Origin of the sequence: Pseudophaeobacter sp. A-200-2, assembly GCF_041008815.1 — a bacterium.
In the GTDB taxonomy this organism is placed as follows: domain Bacteria; phylum Pseudomonadota; class Alphaproteobacteria; order Rhodobacterales; family Rhodobacteraceae; genus Phycobacter; species Phycobacter gallaeciensis_A.
Genome location: NZ_JAXGFU010000003.1, coordinates 12,585 through 34,496 on the forward strand (window position 1 = coordinate 12,585; position 21,912 = coordinate 34,496).

The 21,912-nt window shown below is 61.7% G+C and carries 21 protein-coding genes; 12 read left to right on the forward strand and 9 right to left on the reverse strand.

Annotated features, from left to right (window positions below):
* The 3 genes from SM766_RS04970 to SM766_RS04980 form a co-directional block, all read right to left on the reverse strand.
* A complete protein-coding gene (locus SM766_RS04970; RefSeq protein ID WP_368947126.1) occupies window positions 1–135 on the reverse strand; it encodes a hypothetical protein in 135 nt (44 codons plus the stop codon).
* 2 nt (window positions 136–137) lie between these two features.
* Window positions 138–1,826 (reverse strand): NAD(P)H-dependent oxidoreductase subunit E, encoded by a 1,689-nt coding sequence (locus SM766_RS04975; RefSeq protein ID WP_368947127.1) that lies wholly within the window; start codon window positions 1,824–1,826, stop codon window positions 138–140.
* A gap of 94 nt (window positions 1,827–1,920) precedes the next feature.
* Entirely contained in the window at window positions 1,921–2,829 is a 909-nt protein-coding gene (locus tag SM766_RS04980; RefSeq protein WP_368947128.1) for a LysR family transcriptional regulator, read from the reverse strand.
* A 501-nt stretch (window positions 2,830–3,330) separates the two neighbouring features.
* Here SM766_RS04980 and SM766_RS04985 point away from each other — a divergent pair.
* Both SM766_RS04985 and SM766_RS04990 read left to right on the forward strand, forming a co-directional pair.
* On the forward strand, window positions 3,331–3,900 hold the full coding sequence (locus tag SM766_RS04985) for a hypothetical protein (RefSeq protein ID WP_065272785.1): 570 nt from the start codon (window positions 3,331–3,333) through the stop codon (window positions 3,898–3,900).
* Window positions 3,901–3,943: 43 nt separating this feature from the next.
* Complete coding sequence (locus SM766_RS04990) at window positions 3,944–5,773, forward strand: methyl-accepting chemotaxis protein (RefSeq protein WP_065272784.1); 1,830 nt, start codon at window positions 3,944–3,946, stop codon at window positions 5,771–5,773.
* A gap of 100 nt (window positions 5,774–5,873) precedes the next feature.
* Here SM766_RS04990 and dacB read toward each other — a convergent pair whose 3' ends face one another.
* The gene (dacB, locus tag SM766_RS04995; RefSeq protein ID WP_368947129.1) at window positions 5,874–7,358 is read right to left on the reverse strand and encodes a D-alanyl-D-alanine carboxypeptidase/D-alanyl-D-alanine endopeptidase; all 1,485 of its coding nucleotides are present in this window, start codon (window positions 7,356–7,358) and stop codon (window positions 5,874–5,876) included.
* A gap of 113 nt (window positions 7,359–7,471) precedes the next feature.
* Between dacB and SM766_RS05000 the strand changes: the two genes are divergently transcribed.
* A complete protein-coding gene (locus SM766_RS05000; RefSeq protein ID WP_368947130.1) occupies window positions 7,472–8,278 on the forward strand; it encodes a DMT family transporter in 807 nt (268 codons plus the stop codon).
* Here the strand turns inward: SM766_RS05000 and SM766_RS05005 are convergent.
* Window positions 8,267–8,890: a nicotinate-nucleotide adenylyltransferase gene (locus SM766_RS05005; protein WP_368947131.1), complete on the reverse strand. Its 624-nt coding sequence runs from the start codon at window positions 8,888–8,890 to the stop codon at window positions 8,267–8,269. The two genes, SM766_RS05000 and SM766_RS05005, sit on opposite strands and share 12 nt — an antisense overlap.
* A 221-nt stretch (window positions 8,891–9,111) precedes the next feature.
* Here SM766_RS05005 and ettA point away from each other — a divergent pair, with 221 nt between their 5' ends.
* Window positions 9,112–10,767, forward strand: coding sequence for an energy-dependent translational throttle protein EttA (gene ettA, locus SM766_RS05010; protein ID WP_065272781.1), 1,656 nt, complete (start codon window positions 9,112–9,114; stop codon window positions 10,765–10,767).
* 276 nt (window positions 10,768–11,043) lie between these two features.
* Complete coding sequence (locus tag SM766_RS05015; protein WP_368947132.1) at window positions 11,044–11,253, forward strand: hypothetical protein; 210 nt, start codon at window positions 11,044–11,046, stop codon at window positions 11,251–11,253.
* Between the two features lie 41 nt (window positions 11,254–11,294).
* On the opposite strand, the gene trxC is transcribed toward SM766_RS05015, so the two are convergent.
* On the reverse strand, window positions 11,295–11,726 hold the full coding sequence (gene trxC / locus SM766_RS05020) for a thioredoxin TrxC (RefSeq protein ID WP_274831238.1): 432 nt from the start codon (window positions 11,724–11,726) through the stop codon (window positions 11,295–11,297).
* Between the two features lie 236 nt (window positions 11,727–11,962).
* Between trxC and SM766_RS05025 the strand changes: the two genes are divergently transcribed.
* Both SM766_RS05025 and SM766_RS05030 read left to right on the forward strand, forming a co-directional pair.
* Window positions 11,963–12,514: a L,D-transpeptidase gene (locus SM766_RS05025; RefSeq protein WP_368947133.1), complete on the forward strand. Its 552-nt coding sequence runs from the start codon at window positions 11,963–11,965 to the stop codon at window positions 12,512–12,514.
* A gap of 230 nt (window positions 12,515–12,744) precedes the next feature.
* Complete coding sequence (locus tag SM766_RS05030) at window positions 12,745–12,951, forward strand: cold-shock protein (RefSeq protein WP_065272777.1); 207 nt, start codon at window positions 12,745–12,747, stop codon at window positions 12,949–12,951.
* Between the two features lie 97 nt (window positions 12,952–13,048).
* Here the strand turns inward: SM766_RS05030 and SM766_RS05035 are convergent, their stop codons facing one another.
* Entirely contained in the window at window positions 13,049–13,690 is a 642-nt protein-coding gene (locus SM766_RS05035) for an arylesterase (RefSeq protein WP_274827810.1), read from the reverse strand.
* Window positions 13,691–13,739: 49 nt separating this feature from the next.
* Between SM766_RS05035 and SM766_RS05040 the strand changes: the two genes are divergently transcribed.
* Together SM766_RS05040 and SM766_RS05045 are read left to right on the forward strand one after the other, a co-directional pair.
* A complete protein-coding gene (locus tag SM766_RS05040; protein WP_065272776.1) occupies window positions 13,740–14,447 on the forward strand; it encodes an ABC transporter ATP-binding protein in 708 nt (235 codons plus the stop codon).
* Window positions 14,444–16,969: an ABC transporter permease gene (locus SM766_RS05045; RefSeq protein WP_368947134.1), complete on the forward strand. Its 2,526-nt coding sequence runs from the start codon at window positions 14,444–14,446 to the stop codon at window positions 16,967–16,969. Before SM766_RS05040 ends, SM766_RS05045 begins: the two co-directional genes overlap by 4 nt.
* A 33-nt stretch (window positions 16,970–17,002) precedes the next feature.
* On the opposite strand, the gene SM766_RS05050 is transcribed toward SM766_RS05045, so the two are convergent.
* The gene (locus SM766_RS05050; RefSeq protein ID WP_065272774.1) at window positions 17,003–17,449 is read right to left on the reverse strand and encodes an RrF2 family transcriptional regulator; all 447 of its coding nucleotides are present in this window, start codon (window positions 17,447–17,449) and stop codon (window positions 17,003–17,005) included.
* Window positions 17,450–17,538: 89 nt separating this feature from the next.
* Here SM766_RS05050 and SM766_RS05055 point away from each other — a divergent pair, with 89 nt between their 5' ends.
* Window positions 17,539–18,117, forward strand: coding sequence for a gamma-glutamylcyclotransferase family protein (locus SM766_RS05055; protein WP_065272773.1), 579 nt, complete (start codon window positions 17,539–17,541; stop codon window positions 18,115–18,117).
* A complete protein-coding gene (locus SM766_RS05060; RefSeq protein ID WP_368947135.1) occupies window positions 18,114–19,289 on the forward strand; it encodes a DUF2254 domain-containing protein in 1,176 nt (391 codons plus the stop codon). The genes SM766_RS05055 and SM766_RS05060 overlap by 4 nt, the downstream gene beginning before the upstream one ends.
* Before the next feature lie 98 nt (window positions 19,290–19,387).
* Here the strand turns inward: SM766_RS05060 and gltX are convergent, their stop codons facing one another.
* Window positions 19,388–20,713, reverse strand: a complete 1,326-nt coding sequence (gene gltX, locus SM766_RS05065) for a glutamate--tRNA ligase (RefSeq protein ID WP_274831243.1) — start codon at window positions 20,711–20,713, stop codon at window positions 19,388–19,390.
* A gap of 250 nt (window positions 20,714–20,963) precedes the next feature.
* On the opposite strand from gltX, the gene SM766_RS05070 reads away from it, so the two are divergent.
* On the forward strand, window positions 20,964–21,896 hold the full coding sequence (locus SM766_RS05070) for an MBL fold metallo-hydrolase (RefSeq protein ID WP_274867098.1): 933 nt from the start codon (window positions 20,964–20,966) through the stop codon (window positions 21,894–21,896).
* The last annotated feature ends 16 nt before the right edge of the window (window positions 21,897–21,912 follow it).

A 21,912-nucleotide genomic window follows, 5' to 3' on the forward strand; every position in this document is an offset into this window, starting at 1 on the left:
TCAGATCTCCTTGGCTTGCGAAGAAGAGAATAGGGGAGTGCCCGACCCGGGGTGGGCGTGAAGCGCCCGCCCATGGGGGCTGGTCGGGCGCTGCCCGGCGGTATCCGCCGGGCGGAACATCAACTGAAGGATCATGCTCAGATCTCCTCCGGGAAATGTTTCATGGTCAGGCGGATCGGGTTCGGCGCGGCCTGGCCCAGACCGCAGATAGAGGCATCGACCATCGTCTGGCTCAGCTCTTCGAGCAGGCCCTGATCCCACTTGTCGGCCTGCATCAGCTTGACCGCTTTTTCGCAGCCAGCTCGGCAGGGGGTGCACTGGCCGCAGCTCTCATCCTCGAAGAAGCGCAGCATGTTCAGCGCCGCATCGCGGGCGGAATCCTGATCCGACAGCACCACCACGGCAGCGGAGCCGATAAAGGTGCCATGCGGCTGCAGCGTGTCGAAATCGAGCGGGATATCGTCCATATGCGCTGGCAACAGACCGGAGGACGGACCGCCCGGCTGATAGGCCTTGAAGGCGTGGCCATCGAGCATACCGCCCGCGGCCTCGATGATATCAGCGATGGTGGAACCTGCGGGCAGCAGATGAACACCGGGGTTCTTGACCCGGCCCGAGACGGAGTAGTTGCGCAGCCCCTTGCGACCGTTCTTTTCAACCGAATTCAGCACTTCGGGGCCAAACCGGCAGATGCGCGCCACCCAGTAGAGGGTTTCGACATTGTGCACGAGCGTCGGCTGACCAAAGATCCCCACCTGCGCCACAAACGGCGGGCGGTGGCGCGGTTCACCGCGCTTGCCTTCGATGCTTTCGATCATCGCGCTTTCTTCGCCGCAGATATAGGCCCCTGCCCCGCGGCGCAGATCGATATAGCCTTCCTCGACAATACCGGCATCTTCCAGCGCCTTGATCTCGCGGCGCAGGATTTCCAGCACCGCCGGATATTCGTCGCGCATATAGATAAAGGCTTTCTCGGCCTCGACGGCCCAGGCGCCGATCAGCATGCCCTCAAGGAACATATGCGGGTCGCGCTCAAGATGGTGACGGTCCTTGAACGTGCCGGGCTCTCCCTCATCGCCATTCACGGCCAGATAGCGGGGACCGGGATTGGCGCGTACAAAGCCCCATTTCTTACCCGAGGGGAAACCGGCGCCGCCAAGACCGCGCAGACCGGCCTCAAGCACCTTGTCCTGCACCGCTTCCCAGTCGCCGCCCGCGCGCAGCTCGGCAAGGATGCGATAGCCGCCATCGGCGACATATTCGGCATAGGTTTGGTAATCAGGGATCTGCGGGTGCGTGTCACCGGCGTGAACGGCGGCAATCGCCTTTTCCGCAGTGGCGTGATCGATGTGATTGTGACCGATCTCCAGCACCGGCGCCGTGTCGCAACGGCCCATGCAAGGCGCGCGCAGCACACGCACCTCGGACGGGTCCAGCCCATCCTCCAGCGCTTTTTGCAGCTGCTGGGCACCGGCCAGTTCGCAGGACAGGCTGTCGCAAACCCGGATGGTCAGCGCAGGCGGCGGGGTCTCGCCTTCCTTCACCACATCGAAATGTGCGTAGAAACTGGCGACCTCATAGATCTCGGCCTGACCAGTGCGCATTTCCTCGGCCAGCGCCCGGATATGCGCCGCGCTGAGACAGCCATACGCATCCTGGATGAGATGCAGGAATTCGATCAGAAGATCGCGATTGCGGGGGCGGTCCCCCAGAAGTGCCAAGACTTCCTCGTGGGCCTGATCGTCAAGCTGACGACCCTTGGGGGTTTTGCGTCCCTTGCCCTTGCCGGATTTCCATACGCCCTTGCTATTGTCCAACGGTGCCACGTTGATCTCCACTTCGCTGGTGCCATGCGCTTTGGCATTTCATCAGCTGTGAATATCGTCAAATCGCATATTCATAAGGCACGATAACGAAGACTTATTGTTCAAAGGCGGCAACCACGTCCCTCAGCGCCCGGACCGTGGTCAGCTCGGGCTGGCGGTCCAGCGTGGCCATGCAGATCGGCCGCGCCTGTTCCGGCGCCTCCAGCCGCAGCACCCGGGTTCCTTCGATCGGGCCCAGCGCATCGGCCAGCGCTTGCGGCAGGATGGTAGCCACAAGCCCCTCACGCGCCATAATAATAGCGGACATAAAGCCGCTGGATTCCGACAGGACCTCAGGCCTCAGCCCCTGCTCGGCAAAGATCCAATCCAGAATACGCCGGTTCTGCATCGATTGATCCAAGAGGCTCAGCGGCAGTTCAGCAGCCTGTGCCCAGCTGATTTCACCGGCGCCCTCGCCCGCCTGCAGAGCGATCTGCGCCACCAAGCCGACCGGCGCCAGAACCACATAACGTTCGTCGTAAAGCGGCTGCCTGATCACAAGATTTTGTTCGATGGAGTCCATATACGTGAGCCCCGCATCCAGCGTTCCCTCGAACAGACGCTGCTGGATGGCCGCCGAAGACATCACGTTGATTCGAGCTAGAATGCGCGGGTGGGCTTGTTGCAGCCGGTTGACCAACCGCGCCGCGAAACTGGTGGCCGTCGGCACCACACCCAGATCCAGCGTGCCAGTAACCTGCCCGCGGGCCGCCGCGATCTCCTGCTCCAGCGCCCGGGCGTCATCCAGCAGCGACCGGCCCCGCGCCACGATCAGCTCGCCTTCGCCTGTCAAACCCTGAAACCGATTGCCGCGCCGCACGATGGACACGCCCAACTTGTCCTCCAGGTTGCGGATCCGCATCGAGAAGGCAGGCTGCGACATGCCGCATTCTTGTGCAGCTTTGGCGAAATGCTGGTGTCGGGCCAGCGCCGTCAGCAGTTGTAGGTCTTTGAGCTCAATCATGCGGTGACATTAGGGGCTTGCAGAGTGCAACTTCAATGCCGCGCGGTTCGGTCCAGATCACAATGACTTTTCCAACAATCGAAAGCTCGCGATGCCTGACATAGGCAGAATGCGATGCCATGACTGGAATCGGCGGGTAGCCGCCCCTGTGCCGTCAATATTCAACCATCAAAAACGCCATGAAAACCGCGAGATAACACTTACAATTTTAAGCTTGTTATCTCCAATGCCCGCCTGCGCACGCCTCCCTTCCCCCTGTTTCAAGGCTGTGTCTTCCTTACTGCGCCCTGTCACACAATCGTGATTTTGAATGTAATTCAGAGGCTTGCTGCATTTCGCAGGCACGCCCCTGATCAGTCGCTGCAACGCAGAATTTCCCTTCAAAACCTGGCCCAAAGGCCGCCCGGGACCCTCACTGCACCGTTAATTCATCCGTAAACCCTTGGACCTAGCGTCGATCATGGTCTGCATCCCGACCTAAATCACAGCAAAGAGTATCCAATGCGTATAGTTACCTGTTCCGCCCTGTTTTCCCTTGTTCTGTCGCCCGTCTGGGCCAACGACTTTGAGCCAAGCATGAAAGCGTATCTGGAAAATAGCATCCGTGACTGGGCAACCGCCCCGGTTCTGATTGATGCCATCAACGGGCAAAACGCCCGGACTTCCGGCTATTCGCAGGCTCAGATCGATGCCATGGACACAGCTTGGCGCGCCGAAGTGGGGACCGCCTCCACACCGACGATCACGCCTGTGCTAGAGAATGCCGCCGCCGACTTCCTGCGCGAGCAGGTGGTGAAATCGGGTGGCCAGATCACCGAAGTTTTCGTCATGGATGCCCATGGGCTGAACGTGGCTGCCTCGGCGGCGACCTCTGACATGTGGCAAGGCGACGAGGCCAAGTTCCAGCAGACCTACCCCGTCGGCCCGGATGCCGCGCACTTCGGGGATGTCGAGCTTGATGCATCTACCCAAAGCTATCAGGCGCAAATCTCGCTTACCATTGTGGATCCCGCAACCGGCGCTCCGATCGGAGCAATGACGGTGGCTGTTGACGCTGAATCGCTGATGTAATCCAGCGCGTTCCACGCACTGCAAAAGATCGAAAGGTGCACAAATGAAAGTCCGTCTTCCCTCGATATCCCTGTTCAAAGGCATGTCGGTATTCATGAAATGCTGCCTGTTGATCGCGGCAACCACTCTGGTGGTAGCCGGATCGCTGACCTACAAGAACGAGAAGACCTTCAAGGCCGCCGTTGAAAAGGGCGTTCGCACGCTGGGCAGCGGGGTCACAATCACCGTGGCAGCCCGCAGTGGCGGCGCCATCCGGTTTGGGGACTCGGACCGGCTGTCGGCTGATATCGAGAAACTGATCGAACTGTCCGATGGCCGCGCCCTGGCAGGGGTTGCCGTAAACAAGGATGGCAAGGTCGTTGCAACCGGAGGAGAAATCAGCGAAGCCGACCTGGCAAAGCTGAGCGAGCTCGGCCATGCCTCGGCCCAGTCTGGTCAGACGGAAATGTCGGCGGACGGTTACTATGTTGCTGCTCCCGCGACGGCCGGGGCCGATGGATCCGTCATTGTAGGCTCTGTCGCAATGCTCTGGTCGCCCGAGGTGGCCTTTGCCGAAGCCGCCTTTGACGAAATGATGTCCATGGTCTTCGCGATCGCCGCGTTTGTGATCATGTGTACACTATCGGTCTTTGCACTGCGCTCTATCCTGTCGCGCCCGCTCAGCAGTGTCACCAAGTCGATCGACGTGATTGCCGACGGCGATTACGACACCGAAGTCAGCCACCTGGACCGCCGCGACGAAATCGGCCGGATTGCCCAGACGCTGGATCATTTGAAGTCCCAACTGGCCGCCGCCCGTGAGGTGGAAGAGCAGCGCAAGGTGGCCCAGGCTGAGCAGAAAAAGGTCGTCGAGACGCTGAACGTGGCGCTGCAGGACATGTCCGAAGGCGATCTGAGCAAGACCATCGACACGCCCTTTGCCACCGAATACGAAAGCCTGCGCCAGAACTACAATGCCACCGTGGAAAAAATGGTCGGCATCATCGACGCGGTGATCGACAATTCGACCCGCATCCGGGAAAACTCCGAGGAAATCAGCCAGTCGTCCAGCGATCTGTCGCAGCGCACCGAAAGCCAGGCGGCCACGCTGGAGGAGACTGCAGCGGCCATGGAAGAGCTGACCGTCAGCGTCCGCTCCGCTGCCGATGGCGCCAAGGAAGTTGAAACCATCGTGACCGAGGCGAAATCCACCGCCGAGCAAAGCGGCAAGGTGGTGACCGATGCGGTCAACGCGATGTCCCAGATCGAAACCTCTTCCGAAAAGATCTCGCAGATCATCTCGGTCATTGACGATATCTCCTTCCAGACCAACCTTCTGGCGCTGAACGCCGGGGTGGAAGCCGCCCGTGCAGGCGAAGCAGGCCGTGGCTTTGCCGTCGTTGCCTCGGAAGTGCGTGCCCTGGCGCAGCGTTCCTCGGATGCTGCTCAGGAGATCAAGGGCCTCATCGCCGAAAGTTCCCAGCATGTGAACAAGGGCGTTGATCTTGTCGGCAAGGCCGGTGACGAGCTGAAGAAGATCATCGACCGCGTCGGCACCATCTCCGGCCATATCTCCGAGATCGCCGGCGGCGCACGGGAACAGTCGACAACACTGGCCGAGATCAACACCGGCGTCACCCAGCTGGATCAGGTCACCCAGCACAACGCCGCCATGGTCGAAGAGGCAACCGCCGCAGCCCAGATCCTGCGCAACGATGCCAACGAACTGGCCCGGCATGTCTCGGTCTTCAACACCGGGGGCGGTCGTCGCCCCGTGGCCAGCATAGCAACGATGCCCGCGCCTTCGGCCCACCCGGCACCCGGCAGCGAGAACGACGATTTCTTTGCGGACGAGCCGCCTGCGAAAGTGGCGGTAGGCTGGGAAGACTTCTGATCCCCGCCCACTCCTCAAGGATAATAAAAACGCGGCCCAATAGGGGCCGCGTTTTTCATTGTAAGCGGGACACCATCGGCCTTTTGGGAAGGCCCCAGTGTCAACTTCCGTAAACGCTGCCCCAGCGCTCGATCAGCATCTGTTGCAGCGCTTTCGCCTTGCGGTTCCATCCACGCGCGCCTGGCGGGCGCTCCCGGTCGGCGCGTTTGATCCGTGACCGGGCCGTGGTGTTAGCAGCAAAGATCGCAAAGGCCAGCTCGGTGCCGTCGGCAGCGGTCATGAAGCCGCCCAGCCCTGAGACGAAATTCAGGGTCCCGGTCTTGGCCAGCACTTTGATGGGATGAGATTTCAAGACCCGCCCTTTGCGGTCCCTCATCGGAAACGGTTTCAGCAGGGGCTTCAGCTGCCCTGCCCCATGGGCCGCGATCAGCACCGTGACCAGATCATCCGGCGTCATCCGCGAGGCATCGCCAAGGCCCGAATGATCCACCAACCGGCTGTCTTTCATACCGTATTTACGCGCTGCCCAATCGCTCATCTGGGCAGCGGACTGCCGCAGCGATCCGGGACGCTTGCCCGCTGCTGCTGTCGCCGACATGCCGATCATTTCAGCCATCAGATTGTTGGAATACTTCAGCATCGCCTTCAGCATCACACTCAGCGGCGGGCTCTGATGCTGGGCAAGAACCTGCGTCTGCGGCAGGCTCTGCGTGACCTTGGACTTGCGCAGGGCAATACCGTGCGACCGCGCCAGGGTCCGGAACACATCGCCCGCATATTCCGCCGGGCGCCGCACCGGCAACCAGCGCGAACCACCATTGCCCAGCGCCTGACTGGCCACGGTCCAGGTATCGGCGCCGCCCCGGTCCACATAGGTATAGACCGGCAGGGCGCGGTTCTTCACCGCCATGCGCGCCATGGCAACTTCGGGGCGGTATTTCTCGGTGCGGGCATCCATGCTGACGGACCAGCCCTTGGCCCCGCGTTTCCATTCGAAATGAACACGGTTGAAATTGAGCGCGATGCCAGACACCGCCGGGCTGTAACCCACGTGATCCGGCTGCTCCGGATCGATCGACTGCACCTGTGGCAAGGCGCCATCCCAGACTTTGAAATCGCCACGCACCTCACGCAGGCCCGCGGCCTTCATGCTACGCGCCAGCTGCGCCAGATGGTCGGTGTTCAGCATCGGATCGCCGCCACCAGCAAGGATCAGATCACCATGCAGCACGCCACTGCGGATCTGGCCTGCGGCCAGAACCTGGGTGGTAAACCGGTGTTCAGCCCCCAGCACATCCAGCGAATAAAGCGCCGTCAGGGTTTTTGCGACGCTGGCCGGCGGCAGCCCGGCCGCGCCCGCTTGCGATTCAAGCCGCGCCCCGGTTTTGACATCCGCCACCGCGCAGGCAACCTTGCCCTGCAGGCCAGAGCCCGCCAGGATCGCCTCCAGATCCGCAGCCGCTGCTCCGGCAAGTACCTTTTTCCGAGCTACAGGACGCAGGGACATCGTCGGCGCATTGGCCCAGCTTGCCGATCCTGCTAGCGCCGCCATCCCGGCGCCAAGGAATTTTCGTCGCGATATCATATCTGTCAGTGTCTTATAAAAACTGCCAAACGACAAACCCGGGCGGCTTTTTCTGTTTCGCCTCCGTGCCCTGCCTGCTACCGCTGGCCCCCATGTTCCAAGCAGTCACTATCATGTTCATCGCCATGTCAATGATCCCCGCCGGGGATCTTTGCGGGAAGTTATTGACCAGCAGCGGTCTGGCAACACCCGGGTTCGTGGCCTGGTCCCGTTTTGCCATCGGTGCGCTGCTGGTGCTGCCCTTTGCCCCCCGGGGCTGCCTGCGCCTGCTGAAGGACTGGCGGATCTGGCTGCGTGCGAGCCTCATTACCGGCGGTATCCTGTCGATCCAGACGGCCCTGCAGACCGAGGCGATCGCCGATGTCTTTGCCGCCTTCTTCATCGGGCCGGTGATCAGCTATGTACTGTCCGTGACCCTTTTGCGGGAAAGTACCACGCCGCTGCGCGCAATCTTGATGGGCGCGGGCTTCTGCGGTGTGCTTCTGGTGGTCCGCCCCGGCTTCGGTGGCTCGGCCAATCTGATGTATGCGGTTCTGGCGGGTTGTTTCTACGGCTGTTTCCTGACGGCGTCGCGCTGGCTGGCCCATGTCGGCAAACCGGTCGAGTTGAGCTTCACCCAGCTCCTGCTCAGCGCGCTGTTCCTGTTGCCCCTGGGCCTTTCCAACCTGCCCGAGGTGACCCTGTCCACCGCCGCGCTGACCGTCGGAAGCGCGACCTTTTCCATGCTGGGGAACCTACTCTTGCTCTATGCCTATAGCCGGAGCGAGGCCTCGCGTCTGGCCCCCACGGTGTATTTCCAGCTGATCGCGGCGGTGCTGCTGGGCTGGGCTGTCTTCGGCCAGTTGCCGGAACTTCTAACATGGGCCGGGCTTCTGGTGGTGATCAGCGCCGGGATTGCCTCGGCCAGCCTACGTCGCTGACCAGTCCCCTCGTGCGCGGATTTCCGTCGAACTGGTATCGACCATGGGCACATTGAGGAAACACCAGGCAGGAGTCTCGGCCCCGGCCAGCAGGTGGCTCTGGCTGCTTTTCAGCCGGTATTGCCCATAGATCTTCGCAGCCGGAGACAGCCGCGCCGAGATCCGGTCGCCGGGGCGCGCCAGCACCCCGACCGGCACCGTCTCAAGGATCTCTCGCCAGTCCTTCCAGCGGTGAAAATGGGTGAGGTTGTCCGCCCCCATCAGCCAAACAAATCGCACGCCGGGATAACGCGCCCGCAGATGCCGCAGGGTCTCCGCCGTGTAACGCGTGCCAAGGCGCGCCTCGATATCGCTGATCTCGATCCGCGGATGCTGCATCATCTCCCGCGCCGCCGCGACCCGCCGCTCCAGCGTGGCCGGGGCACGGGATTTGAGAGGATTGCCCGGAGAGACCAGCCAGAGCATCCGGTCCAGATTAAAACGTCTCAGCGCCGCAAGACTGATCTGTACATGCCCCCGATGCGGCGGATCAAAGGAGCCGCCAAGCAGCCCCACGCGCATGCCGGGGCGAAGATATGGAAATCCACAGGTCATCGATCGCTTGATGCGCATAGTTCTGCGGGGAAATCAATTGGCTGCGCCCCTCGGTTCGGACGCGGGTCCTTCCCAGGTGAGGCAAACCGCGCATTAGAGCGTTGCACTGATGGTTTATGCACACCTCCAAGATGCTGTGCGCGTCAGGGCCACAGCCCCGCGCGCCTACCCGATTGCTCCTTCCCTGCCCATCCGCTATCACACCGGGCAGCGAATTTCCCCGATTATGGAGCAGTCACATGGCCGCCTATCAATACGTCTACCACATGCAGGGGGTCTCCAAGACCTACCCCGGTGGCAAGAAATGCTTTGAAAACATCCACCTGTCCTTTCTGCCCGGCGTGAAGATCGGTGTCGTCGGCGTCAACGGCGCCGGTAAATCGACTCTGCTGCGCATCATGGCCGGGATCGACAAGGATTTCACCGGTGAGGCCTGGGCCGCAGAAGGCGCCAAAGTGGGCTACCTGCCGCAGGAACCGCAGCTGGACGAAAGCCTCACCGTGCGTGAAAACGTCATGCTGGGTGTTGCGGAAAAGAAAGCCATTCTGGACCGTTACAACGAACTGGCGATGAACTACTCGGACGAGACAGCCGAGGAAATGGCCAAGCTGCAGGACGAGATCGACGCCCAGAACCTTTGGGATCTGGACAGCCAGATTGACGTGTCGATGGAGGCGCTGCGCTGCCCGCCGGATGACGCAGATGTGAAAACCCTCTCGGGCGGTGAAAAACGCCGGGTCGCCCTGTGCAAACTGCTGCTCGAAGCGCCCGACATGCTGCTGCTCGACGAACCGACCAACCACCTCGATGCCGAAACAATCGCCTGGCTGCAACAGCACCTCATTGATTACAAAGGCACAATCCTCTGCGTCACCCACGACCGTTATTTCCTCGATGACATCACCAGCTGGATTCTGGAGCTGGACCGCGGCGCCGGTGTGCCTTGGGAAGGCAACTATTCCAGCTGGCTGGAGCAAAAGGCCAAACGGCTGGAGCAGGAAGCCCGCGAAGACAAATCCAAGCAGAAAACGCTGGAGCGCGAACTGGAATGGATGCGTCAGGGTCAGAAGGCACGTCAGGCCAAATCCAAGGCCCGTATCGCCGCCTATAACGAGCTGGCAAACCAGTCCGAACGCGAAAAGGTCGGCCGCGCCCAGATCGTCATCCCCAATGGTCCGCGCCTTGGCTCCAAGGTGATCGAGGTCCACGGTCTGTCCAAACACTATGGTGACAAGCAGCTGATCGAAGGGCTGGACTTCTCGCTGCCGCCCGGCGGCATCGTCGGCGTGATCGGCCCCAACGGCGCCGGTAAATCGACTCTGTTCCGCATGCTGACCGGGCAGGAACAGCCCGACGATGGCACCGTCGAATTCGGCGATACCGTAAAGCTCTCCTACGTCGATCAGTCGCGCGATGATCTCAATGACAATGAAACCGTCTGGGAAGCAATTTCCGGTGGCGCCGAGATCATTGAACTGGGCGATGCACAGGTGAACTCGCGCGCCTATTGCTCCTCCTTCAACTTCAAGGGCGGCGATCAGCAGAAAAAGCTGAACCTGCTATCCGGTGGTGAGCGCAACCGCGTGCACATGGCCCGGCTCCTGAAAGAAGGCGGCAACGTGCTGCTGCTTGACGAACCGACCAACGATCTGGACGTGGAAACCCTGCGCGCCCTCGAAGACGCACTGGTGGATTTCGCGGGCTGCGCGGTTGTCATCTCGCACGACCGTTTCTTCCTTGACCGGATCTGTACCCACATCCTCGCCTTTGAAGGCGATGCCCATGTGGAGTGGTTCGAGGGCAACTTCGAAGATTACGAAGAAGACAAGAAACGCCGCCTTGGCGCCGACGCGCTGGAACCCAAGCGCCTGAAACACAAGAAGTTTGTGCGTTAAACCTCAGCCGGGCCTGTCAATATGGCAGGCCCGGGTCTGACCTAGGGAGGTGCGAAAGCGCCTTGCCGCGGGGAAAGTCTGGCGCGGTCAGAGCTATAAAAGCCAGCAAAACGCAGGGCCAGATGCCCAACCGCCCCACTCCCTGCCGTGGATTTTCCACAGCTTCGCCGCAGACCCATCCAGATTTAAACAAAATCTTAAGGACTATTGTCTGTAGTGAGAGACACGGGCTGAGGTATCTTCCTTACGTCGATCTGTCCGGAAACAGGAGAAGACATGGCACTTGCAGGCATCATGATGGGAACGCTGACCGGTTTCTTCTCGGCGCTGTTCAGCCTTGTTGTACTGGGCCATTCCGTCTGGACCAGCCTTCTGGTCTACTCCGGCGTCGGCATTGCAACAGCGCTGGTGCTGATCATGGCGGTGCTGTTGCGCAATCTTGCTGATGCACCGCACCTGACTGACGAGGCGACGGCCGAGGCCTGAACGCTGCGTCCAGCCCCGAACGCAGCCCGCTTGGGCGACCGTTACGCCGGGCTTTGCACCCATCCCACAATCTGACCTTCGCTCAGCGCGCCTGACTGGCGCTTGCTCTCGCGGCCGCGCTCAAAGGCGACCATGGTCGGAATACCGCGAATCCGATAACGCGCCCCGGTGGACTGGTGGTCCTGGGTGTTGAGCTTCACCAGCCGCGCCTTGCCCGCCAGCTTCTTCGACGCCTTGGAGAACTCCGGCGCCATCATCCGGCAGGGGCCGCACCAGGGCGCCCAGAAATCCACCACCAGCGGCAGGTCATCATTCTTGGCTGCCTTTTGCAGAATGGCCGGATCGATATCCAGCGGCGCATCCGGGATCAGAGCCGCGCCACAGGTGCCGCACTTGGCGCCTGCGGTCAGTTTCTCCTCGGGCACCCGATTCAGCTGGGCGCAGGACAGGCAGGTCAGGGTTTTGGCTCCCATGACAGGATCCTCCTCAAAAGGGGTCTGGCGCAGAGGGCGCTGCGCCTCTGCTAAAATATTCAAAATTCCATATAGGAATGAAACCGTCCCCAGCAAGAGGCGCACATGCACTGTCAATCACCGCCTCAGGTCATTGTGATCACACCTCTGACTGCATGCTTCCCGCCCCCATTGACGCAAATTCAGCACCAGATCAAAATATTGATCTGTAACGTTCCATAGTAAATGAGGCCGATATGATTTCACGCCGCCTGTTTCTCGCCAGTTCCGTCCTCGCCGCGACCCTTCCTGGTTTTGCCGCTGCTGAGGGTGCTTTCGATCCGACTCCTCAGGTCGTGAGAATCAAGAAAGAATTCGCCCCCGGGCAAATTCTGGTCCTGCCCCGGTCCTATTACCTCTATTTCGTGACAGAGCCCCGCAAGGCGATCCGTTATGGGGTCGGGGTTGGCCGGGCGGGCCTGGAATTCACCGGCAGCGCGGTGATCGAGGCCAAGAAGGAATGGCCCACCTGGCGGCCGACGCAGGAAATGATCGAGCGCAGCCCGCGCACCTACAGCCGGTTTGCAGGCAACAAGTACATTCAGCCGGGCGGCCCCGATAACCCATTGGGCGCGCGGGCTCTTTACCTGTTTCAGAACGGCATCGACACCTATTTCCGCATCCATGGCACCAACCAGCCGGACACCATCGGGCATTCGGTGTCCAACGGTTGCATCCGCATGCTGAACGAACATGTGGTGGACCTTTATGAACGGGTTCCGCTGGGCACCGTCGTGACCGTTCTTTAGGCGCTGCGGGCATCGCAACAGGCGCATTTTAGCCACACAGCAAAAATCCCCACCAAGATAAGGCGCGCGTTTTTCTTGCGTGATGGGGGCAGGATGGCCAATGCTGTTACTGCGACGTTACGCGAATGACATTACTGTACGCCTTACAGGCACGGTCGTGACCATCTGCTGATGCGGCCGCCTGACCGCACCGGCGGTTAGACTGAGACTAGACTTTAGGAGTACAGACGATGGCCACAGGCACCGTCAAATGGTTCAACACAACCAAAGGCTATGGATTTATTGCCCCCGATGCGGGCGGCAAAGACGTATTTGTTCACATTTCAGCGGTTGAACGCTCGGGCCTGACCGGCCTCGCAGACAACCAAAAAGTATCCTACGAGCTGCAACCGGGCCGTGATGGCCGCGAGTCGGCCGTGGATCTGCAACTGCTCTGACTTCCGGGTAATTCCTCCGGACCAGCGCTACGATGCTGCAGCTCCCTGCTTGGGAGCTGCTTTCTCGGTCGTTCTTGCTGCAGTGTTAAGGGGCGGCTCAGCCCGAAACCCGTGCCACGAGTTGCAGCGCGACCGGACCTAGCGCCTCGATATTTTCCCGAACGCCTTCGGCATTTGGGTGGATATCGTCGTCCTGCATGAATTCTTGCGCCTTGGCGGGATCCCCTCCGACACGTTCAAAAATCCCGGCGAAGGCATCCGGGTGCAGCAGGGCGCCGAACTCCTTGGCCAGATCCGGGTACACAGCGTTGAACGCGGCCCGATAATCGGGTCCATAGTTATTGGGCGCCCGCATGCCGACCAGCAGGACCTCGGTGTCGGCCTGTTCTGCGGCGCTCAGGATCTTGCTCAAATTGGCGCGCATTTCCTCGGCCGACAGGCCGCGCAGCAGATCGTTGCCGCCCAGAAGGACGATCAGAGCGTCGGGGTCATCCGCCAGCGTCCAGTCGATCCGCGCTGCCCCACCCGCGCTCGTGTCGCCCGAGACGCCCGCGTTGGTGATCTCGACCTCGGCGCCGTGCGCCTGCAGCCAGTGTTCCAGCTGGGGCACGAATCCATCCCCCTGTGGCAGGCCATATCCCTGCACCAGACTGTCGCCAAACGCCGTGATCCGCACCGGTTCGGCCCAGGCCGCAGAGACACTGATCAGAAATCCGATTATCACCCATACCTTGCGCATTGTCACAATCGCTCCATATCCGAAAGAACACATTCAACAGGCCGCCTTTATGACAGATCAAAACCGCCCCGTTCTTCACCTCAAAGATGCGTCTTTGACCCTGAATGGCAATACCGGTCCCGTCCGTATTTTGCAGGACATCACCCTGGATGTGCACAAGGGCGAGACACTGGGCATGATCGGCGCCTCGGGATCGGGGAAATCCTCGCTCTTGATGCTGATGGGCGGGCTTGAACAAGCCACCGGTGGTACAATTACGGCACTGGGGCAGGATCTGACCGCGATGAACGAAGACGCACTGGCCCATTTCCGCCGCGATCACATGGGGGTGGTCTTTCAGAACTTTCATCTGATCCCAGCGATGACAGCGCTGGAAAACGTGGCGACCCCGCTTGAGCTGGCCGGGGTTACGGATGCCTTTGAACGCGCGCAGGCGGAGCTCGACGCTGTCGGTCTTGGCCACCGTTCAGGCCACTACCCGGCACAGCTGTCCGGCGGTGAACAACAGCGGGTGGCGCTGGCCCGCGCGCTGGCGCCGCGCCCGGCGATCCTGCTGGCGGATGAACCCACCGGCAATCTGGACGAGGCCAACGGCGCCGCCGTGATGGATCTGCTATTTGGCCTGCGCGACCGTTATGGCGCCACGCTGATCATGGTCACCCATGCGCCGGAACTCGCCGCCCGCTGCGACCGGGTCGTGCGACTGCGCGATGGGCATCTGCTGGATGATCGGGCCGCGCACGAGGCCGCGGAATGAAGTTTCCAGATCTTCGCCTCGCCTGGCGTTTTGCCCTGCGTGAGTTGCGCAGCGGGCTGAAGGGATTTCGCATTTTCCTGGCCTGCCTTGCGCTGGGCGTCGGGGTGATCGCCGCCATCGGTTCGATACGCGCCTCGATCGAGGCCGGGCTAACCCGCGAGGGTGCCACCATGCTGGGCGGCGATGCGGAGATGTCCTTTACCTACCGCTTTGCCAACGAGGAAGAGCGCGCCTGGATGGCCTCTATCGCCGAGCGCAGTTCGGAAATTGCCGACTTCCGCTCCATGGCAGTAGTGGGCGAGGAACGCGCGCTGACACAGGTGAAGGCGGTCGATGGGCTTTACCCGCTGACGGGGACCCTGCGCCTGTCGCCCGACATTCCGCTGGAAGACGCGCTGGCGGGATCGAACGGGGTGCCCGGCGGTCTGATGGAGCGGGTCCTGGCGGACCGTCTGGGCCTTGCGCCCGGGGATGTCTTCCGTCTTGGCACCCAGCATCTGCGCCTCGCGGCCATTATCGAAAACGAACCGGATGCGGCGGCATCCGGCTTCACCCTTGGTCCCCGCACCATTGTTGCCACTGACGCGCTGGCGCAGTCGGGCTTGCTAGAGCCGGGAACGCTTTACTCCTCGAAATACCGGCTTGATCTGCCCCCCGGTGCAAACCTTGAACAGCTGCAAGCTGCCGCCGAGGAGCGGTTTGCCAATTCCGGCATGCGCTGGCGCGATGCCCGCAATGGTGCCCCGGGCATCACCTCCTTTGTAGAGCGGCTGGGCGGGTTCCTGGTGCTGGTCGGCCTCTCCGGTCTCGCGGTGGGCGGTGTCGGCGTTTCGGCCGCCGTACGTGCCTTTCTGGCAGGCAAGACCGAAACCATTGCCACCCTGCGCACCCTTGGCGCCGGGCGGCAGGTGATCTTTCTCACCTATTTCCTGCAAATCGGGGTGCTGGCGCTCTTGGGCATTGCCATGGGCATGGCGATCGGCGGGCTTGGACCGGTTCTGGTGGGGCCGCTGATCGCCGCGCAGCTGCCATTTCCCGCGATCTTCTCAGTCTACCCCGGCGCGCTGGCCGAGGCGGCGCTTTATGGTCTGCTGACCGCCTTCATCTTTGCGCTCTGGCCGCTGGCCCGGGCCGAGCGGATCCGCGCAGCGGCGCTGTTCCGCGATGCCTTTGCCGGTGGCAGCAGCCTGCCCGCGCCCCGTTATGTGCTCGCAACCGCGCTGGCACTGGCGCTGCTGGTGGCGGCGGCGGCCCTGTTCAGCGGATCAGTGCGGCTGACGCTCTGGACTGCTGGCGGCCTGGGCGGGGCGCTGGCCGTTCTGATGGTGGCTGCGCTGATCCTTGGCGGTCTGGCCCGGCGCGCCGCGCGCATTGCCCGTGGACGCCCGGCCCTGCGATGGGCGCTAGCGGCGATTGGCACTTCCCGCGATGGCGCGGTTCCAGCCGTTCTGGCGCTGGGGCTGGGGCTGACCGTTCTGGCCGCCATCGGGCAGATCGACGGCAATATGCGCCGCGCCATCACCGGCACCCTGCCAGATGTCGCGCCCTCCTATTTCTTCGTCGACATCCAGCGCGATCAGATGCCCGCCTTTCTGGATCGGGTCGAAGGTGACCCCGCCGTCAGCCGTATCGAAAGCGCGCCGATGCTGCGCGGGGTCGTGACTGGCATCAACGGTCAGCCCGCCAGCGAAGTCGCCGGAGATCACTGGGTGGTGCGCGGCGACCGTGGCCTCACCTACGCAGGCGCCAAACCCGAAAATACCCAAGTCACTGCGGGGGAATGGTGGGGCGAAGACTACAGCGGCCCGCCACAGATCAGCCTGGCCGAAGAAGAGGCTGGAGAGCTGGGCATTGCCATCGGTGACACCATGACGGTGAATGTACTGGGCCGCGACATCACCGCCACGGTCACCAGTTTCCGTTCGGTCGATTTTTCCACCGCAGGGATGGGTTTCGTGATTGCCATGAACGAATCCGCGCTGGCCGCTGCGCCGCACAGCTATATCGCCACCGTCTATGCCGAGGAGCAGGCCGAGGCGCAGATCCTGCGGGATCTGGCCCAGGAAATGCCGAATATCACCGCGATCCGGGTGCGCGATGCGGTGGACCGGGTGTCCGACATCCTGCGCCAGCTGGCAGCGGCGACTTCATACGGGGCGGCGGCAACTCTGCTGACCGGGTTCCTGGTGCTGCTTGGCACCGCAGCCGCCGGAGAACCCGCCCGCCGCTACGAGGCTGCTTTGCTGAAAACACTCGGGGCACCACGCGCGCAGATCCTGAAAAGCTTTGCGTTGCGCTCCATCATTCTGGGCGCAGGCGCGGGCATGGTGGCGCTGGCGGCAGGTATCGCCGGAGCCTGGGCAGTGAATTCCTATGTGTTTGAAACCAGCTACAGCATCATCTGGCCGAATGCGCTGGCCGTGGTCGGCGGCGGGATCCTGACAACACTGCTGGCCGGTCTTGCCTTCGCCTTGCGTCCGCTGGCAGCCCGTCCGGCCCGCATTCTGCGCGCCCGCGATTGATCAGCTGCCCCGACAACGGGGCGGCAACTGCGATCACCGGGTGCAGGTAGCTGGTTGCAGCAAGCGCATCAGATCCGGATTGTCGCAGATCAGAGAATCCAATGAGACGTTGTCGAGGGATTCGTAAAAAGCCTGCGCCGCATCCGAAAGGGCCAGCCGCAGCCGACAGGCATCGACCAAGGGACAGGTGTTATCGGCGTCAGCAAAACATTCCACCATCGGCAGATCGCCTTCGATATGACGAAACACGTCACCGATCCGGATCTCAGTGGCGGTTCGCCCCAGGCTCATACCGCCATTGCGGCCCCGCTGGGTGTGCAGGTAGCCAAGCTGGCTCAGCTGATTGATCACCTGCGCCAAATGATTTTCTGATATATTGCAGGACTCTGCGATCTCTGATTTGGTCACCAACCGGTCAGCATTGGCCGCACAGTACATCAGCAACCGGACGGCAATATTCGTCCTCTTTGTAATTCGCATCGTTCTGCACCCCTCAAAACATGCAGATTACAGTATATATTTTTTCAGCGCCCGATTTGACATAGATCAAATGGCAAGGAGGACCCGAGATGACCCAGACCGCTCCGTATTTCTTTGGATATGGCAGCCTCGTGAACACGGCGACCCACGATTACAGCGATCCGCGCCCTGCCCGGCTGAGTGGCTGGCGCCGCACCTGGGCACATACCGATCTGCGCGACGTGGCCTTTCTGACCGCCAAACCGGCGCCGGGCGATACCATCGACGGGCTGATCGCTGCTGTTCCCGGTGCGGATTGGGCGGCGCTTGATGAACGCGAGTACGCCTATGACCGGGTTCTCGCTTCGCAAGCGGTGGGCCACGACCTGCCCGGCGCGCCGGAAATTTCGGTCTACGCGGTTCCGGCTGAGCGCCAAGCACCGGGGTCGAACCGCCATCCGATCCTGCTGAGCTATCTTGACGTGGTGCTTCAGGGATACATGCAGGTCTTTGGCCGCGAAGGCGTAATCGACTTTGTCGCGACCACCGATGGCTGGGACGCGCCTATTCTGGATGACCGCGACGCGCCCCGTTATCCGCGCCACCAACCCACCACCGCGCAAGAACGCAGCCTGTTTGACGATCTGATCGCATCAACCGGCGCCCGCAGACTGCGCCCCGCGTCATGATCTCGAAAACACTGCTCTATTTCCAGCGCCTGACGCGCCAGCTGTGGCTGAGGGTGGTTCTGATCTCGCTCTGCTCCGTGCTCGCTCTGGCATTGGCGCCGCTTCTGACCCCCATGCTGCCTGAGGGGCTGAGCAACCGGTTCGGGCGTGACGCAGTCCTGCCGATCCTGACCATTCTTGCCTCTGGCATGCTGGCGGTAACGACCTTTTCGCTCAACGTCATGGTCAGCGCCTACCGGACCGCCTCTTCGATGTCTACGCCGCGGGTCTACCGACTGCTGCTCGAAGACACGGTAACGCAAAGCGTTCTTGCCACTTTTGTCGGCGGGTTCGTCTATTCGCTGTGCGCGATCATCCTGTTCCGGGCCAAGGTCTACGCGCCTGAATCCGCCATTGTCGTCTTTGCCATGACCATCTTTGTCGTTGCGCTGATTGTCATCGCCATCCTGCGGTGGATCGACCACCTGTCGGGACTTGGCAGCATGGACCACACCCTGCGTCTCATTGAAACCCGTAGCCGTACCAGCCTGAAACAGCAGGCAAAACGCCCCTGCCTGGGGGGCAAACCCGCTGACAGCGATGAACAGCCAGAGGGCGCCCTGCCCATTCCGGCCAGGCGCAGTGGTTTCGTGCGTTTTGCCGATATGGCGCGTCTGAACGAGATCGCCGCCGAGGCAGGCGCGCATATCACCATGCACCGCGCCCCGGGTGATTTTGTCCTGCGCGGCCGCCCTGTCGCTTGGGCAGAAAGCGGCGATGAGAGCCTCTGCAAGGAAGCCGCAAAGGCCATTGAAATCGGCGATGTACGCAGTTTCGATCAGGATCCGGTTTTTGGCCTGACGCTGCTGGCCGAGACCGCGCAAAAGGCCCTGTCACCCGGGGTCAACGACCCTGGCACCGCGATTGAGGTGATGGGACGGCTGGAACGCCTGCTGTGGGAAACCCTCCCCGAAGATCCGACCGAGGATGACTGCATATTTGAACATGTCAGTATGGTGCCAGTATCGCCCAAGCTTTTGCTGGACAGCAGCTTTGCCCCGATTGCCCATTGCGGCAAGGAGGACCCTTTCGTGATGAAATGGATGCAGCAAGCGCTGACTGCCCTCTCCTCGCATCCGAACAGGGAACTGGCGAATTCCGCTACCGACATGGGCAAAGAGCTGAAAGCATAGCCCTAGATCCGCCCGTGCAGATGGCCATCAAAGAAAAGACGGCCCGGAAACCGGACCGTCTTTTCTGGTCAATCAGGCGCGGATCGCGCCCCAACCGCTCAGCCCTTGGCGCGGACCTTCTCCATCAGCGCCAGAAGAGCGCTCATATCGGGGCCGCGTTCCATGCCCGTGACTGCGTGGCGCAGCGGCATGAAGAGGGATTTGCCCTTGCGGCCAGTCGCCTCTTTCACCGCAGCGGTCCAACTGCCCCAGGTGGTTGAGTCGTAGGGGCCATCAGGAAGCAGCGCCATCGCCTCGGCAATGAAGTCCTTGTCTTCATCCGCGATCAGCGGCTCAGCCCCGTCGCGGCACAGCGTCCACCAGCCTTCAAGGTCTTTCAGCGTGGTGATGTTTTCCTTGGCCATATCCCAGAAGGCGGCCTGTTTTTCCGCCGGAACACCCAGCGCCTCGACCTGCTCCTGGACGGCTTCCAGCGGCAGGCTCTGCAGATAGCGCCCGGTGAGCGGGAACAAATCCTCAACGTCGAATTTCGTCGGCGCGGCGCCAAAACGGTTGATGTCGAAGCCCTCGATCAGCTCGGCCATCTCGCTGCGCAACTCGACCGGGTCAGAGGAGCCAAGCCGCGCCATCAGGCTCAGCAGCGCCATCGGCTGCACGCCCTGTTCGCGCAGATCGCGCAGCGCCAGCGTGCCAAGACGTTTCGACAGCGCCTCGCCCTGCGGGCCGGTCAGCAGCGAGTGATGGGCAAATTCCGGCACCTTGCCACCCAGCGCCTCGATGATCTGGATCTGGGTCGCGGTATTGGTCACGTGATCCGATCCACGCACCACGTGAGTGACGCCAAATTCCGTGTCATCCACGACCGAGGCCAGCGTATACAGGAACTGCCCGTCGCCACGGATCAGAACCGGATCCGAAACCGAGGCCGCGTCGATCGAAATATCGCCAAGAATACCATCGTTCCATTCGATGCGCTGGTGGTCCAGCTTGAACCGCCACACACCATCGCCGCGCTCGGCGCGCAGGGCGGCTTTTTCATCTTCAGACAGCTCCAGCGCAGCGCGGTCATAGACCGGCGGCTTGCCCATGTTCAGCTGCTTCTTGCGCTTCAGGTCCAATTCGGTCGGCGTCTCGAAGGCCTCGTAGAACCGGCCCATCTCGCGCAGCTTGTCAGCCGCTTCATGGTAGCGGTCCAACCGCTCGGACTGGCGTTCGATCCGGTCCCAGCCAAGACCCAGCCACTCCAGATCCTGCTTGATCGCATCGACATATTCTTCCTTCGACCGCTCGGGGTCGGTGTCGTCGATGCGCAGGATGAACGTGCCGCCAGCCTTGCGGGCGATCAGGTAATTCATCAGCGCGGTGCGCAGGTTGCCCACATGGATATAGCCGGTGGGCGACGGAGCAAAACGGGTGGTGGTCATGAATGGTCTCCTGTTGCTGTGCCCCATCTCACATGGAACGGGTTTTGTCCAGTTTTGGCACCCATAGCGCCCCCTCCTTTCGGATTGGTGTCTTTGCTGGGGCCCAGAGGAGATTTACCCGCTGCCCCCCTCGTAAAGCGACACGATCCCGTGACCTCGCGCTGCGCGTACCTTGTCCCCCGCCAAAAAGCCCTATCTCGATCCCAAAGACCGCATAACAAGTGCCAACCAACACAGAGGAGACCAGAATATGACCGTAAAGATGTCCCGCCGCAGCGTGCTGACCGGCGCAACCGCCCTCCCCCTGGCCGCGACCGTCACGCCCGCCTTGGCAGAGGGCCACGCGGCCATGGCACCGGCCACCCACGCTCGTAGTTTCAAGCTGGGCGATTTCACCGTGACGACCCTGCTGGACGGCAGCCTGCCCCGCGACGGCGCCAAGGCAATTTTCGGCGGCGGTGCAACGGACGAGGAATTCGCCGAAGTCTCGGCCCAGAACTTCATCCCCGCCGAGATGGCGCAGTTCTTTTTCACCCCCACGCTTGTCGATACCGGCAAAGAGAAGATCCTCTTCGATACCGGGCTTGGTCAGGGCGGCATCCAGAAAGCCCTGGCCGAGGCAGGCGTCACCCCGGATCAGATCGATGTGGTCGTCATCACCCATATGCACCCCGACCACATCGGCGGCATGACCACCAGCGGCGCCGCGACCTTTGCCAATGCGCGCTATGTGACGGGGCGCACCGAGTATGATTTCTGGGCCAAGATGGACGCCGAAAACCGCGTTGCCGATCTGGTTTCAAAGAAGGTGACCCCGATGGCCGAAAAGATGACCTTTGTCGAGGACGGCGGCGAAGTAGCCTCTGGTATCACGGCGATGGCCGCCTTTGGCCATACCCCCGGTCACATGACCTATATGCTGGACAGCGGCGATCAGCAGCTGCTGCTGACAGCGGATCTGGCCAACCACTATGTCTGGTCCTTCGCCCACCCGGAATGGGAGGTCCGCTTTGACATGGACAAGGCTGCTGCCACGGCATCGCGCCGCCGTATTCTGGATATGCTGTCCGCCACGCGCACGCCGATGATCGGCTATCACATGCCCTTCCCGGCAGCCGGTTTTGTCGAAACCCGTGGCGAGGGATTCCGTTTTGTGCCGGTCAGCTATCAGATGATGGGCTGAGAATTGCGCCGCGCGC